Source organism: Streptomyces beijiangensis (genome assembly GCF_017315755.1).
GTDB classification, from domain to species: Bacteria; Actinomycetota; Actinomycetes; order Streptomycetales; family Streptomycetaceae; genus Streptomyces; species Streptomyces beijiangensis.
Window position 1 is genome coordinate 1 of sequence record NZ_JAFLRJ010000787.1, and the last position, 1,886, is coordinate 1,886.

At 69.8% G+C, this 1,886-nt stretch carries 2 protein-coding genes; both read right to left on the reverse strand.

Annotation, left to right across the window (positions count from 1 at the left end; genetic code table 11):
* Positions 1 to 46: 46 nt before the first annotated feature.
* On the reverse strand, positions 47 to 1,279 hold the full coding sequence (locus J0695_RS39095) for a YncE family protein (protein WP_206969614.1): 1,233 nt from the start codon (positions 1,277 to 1,279) through the stop codon (positions 47 to 49).
* Positions 1,276 to 1,886, reverse strand: a 611-nt coding sequence (locus J0695_RS39100) for a polysaccharide deacetylase family protein (RefSeq protein ID WP_206969615.1), incomplete at its 5' end; no start/stop codon positions are given. The genes J0695_RS39100 and J0695_RS39095, both read right to left, overlap by 4 nt.

The window sequence follows — 1,886 nt, forward strand, 5'->3', positions numbered from 1 at the left end:
CCGGCGATTGAGGAGCAGGGGTCCGGGGGCGGAGCCCCCGTTCATCTCAGCGGAAGATGCCCGTGTGCCCCAGCGAGTACCGCCCCGGCTGCGGATACACCGCAAGACCGTGCGGGCCCTCGCCCACCGGAATGCGCGCCAGCTCCTTGCCGGTCGTGGTGTCGATCGCGTACACCTCCGCGTTGTAGCGGCCCGAGAGCCACAGCACCTTGCCGTCCGCCGAGACCCCGCCCATGTCGGGGCTGCCGCCGTTCGGCAGGTGCCACTTCTTCGTGAGGCGGTTCTTCGGGAAGTCGAAGATGGAGATCGAGCCCTCGCCCCGGTTGGAGACGTACATCTCCTTGGAGTCCCGGCTCACGTACAGCCCGTGGCAGCCCTTGCCGGTGGGCAGCAGCTTCGGGGTGGTGAACTTGTCGCCGTCCAGGACCCACATCCCGTTGGCCATCATGTCCGCGATGTAGAAAGTCTTGCCGTCGGGCGAGATCTTCACGTCCTGCGGCATCGCGCCCTGGAACGGGAGCCGCTGCTGGCCGACGACCTTCATCTTCTCGGTGTCGACCTTGAGGAGTTCGCCGGAGAACTCGCAGGAGACGATGAAGTAGCGACCGTCGGCGGAGAAGTCCGCGTGGTTGACCCCGTAGCAGCTGACCGGGACGGTCTTCTCGCGGTTCATGGTGTGCGCGTCGCGGAAGACCAGTTCGCGGTCGAGCGAGGCCATGACGATGGCGTACTTGCCGTTCGGTGTGAAGTAGAGGTTGTACGGGTCGTGGACGTCGACCGTCTTGCCCGCGCGGCCCGTCACCGGGTCGATCGGCGTGAGGGTGTTGCCGCGGTCGTTGTTGACCCAGAGCGTCTTCATGTCCCAGGAGGGGACGACGTGCTGGGGCTGTTCACCGACCGGGATGGTCTCGATGACCTTGTACGTCTTGGGGTCGATCACCGAGACGGTGTTGGAGTTGGTGTTGGGGACGTAGACCCGCGAGGGGTAGTTCCTGACGAGCGGCGAGAGCTGGTTGGGGCGGTCGGCCGCGTAGACGTCCTTGGCATCGAGGAGCGGCGGCATCCCGGCGAGTCCGGCCGGGACGGCAGGGACGGCCGGGGCCGCCTTCTTGCCCTCGGCAGCGGGCCGGGCGGCGGCCTCCTTGGTGGCGAGCGCCTCAGCCCCGCCCTTCTCCGCGGGGGTGGAGCAGCCCGCGAGCGCGGAGAGCAGGGCACAGGCCAGGAGGGTCCCGGTGCGGGTACGGGTGCTGGTACGCGGGCGGGTGCGCAGGGCGGTCATGAGGCGAGCAGCTCCGTGGTCGTCACCGCGTGCAGTCCGCGGCGGGCGAGTGTGTCGAGGAGGGCGGGCAGGGCGGCGACCGTGTCCTGGTAGCCGAAGTGCAGGGAGATCACCGAGCCGTTGCCGACCCGGTCGGCGACGTTGCGGGTGACGGCGGTGGCGCCCGGCGAGGTGTAGTCGAGGGAGTCCACGTCGTAGGAGAGGACGTGCGGGTAGCCGGCACGGCGGGCCAGCTTCTGGACGAGCGGTGTCGCGTACTGGGTGCGCGAGGGGCGGAACCAGGTGCCGATGGAGCCGGTGAGGCGGCGCAGGCGGTCGGCACAGCCGGTGATCTCCGCGTACGCCTCCTGCTCGGACATGGCCGAGATGGAGGTGTGATGGAGGGTGTGGTTGCCGAGGTCGTGGCCGCCGTCAAGGATGCGGCGGGCCATCTGCGGCTGTTCGTCGAGCCAGGTGCCGACGGCGAGGACGGTGACGCGGGCGCCGGCCCGCTCGGCCTCGGCCAGTACGGCCTTGGCAACGGCGGGGTCGCCCTGGCCGTGGAAGGTGAGGGCGACGCGGGGGCGGTCGCGGGGGCCGTGCTCGATCTGCTCGGGCTGTCCGGGGA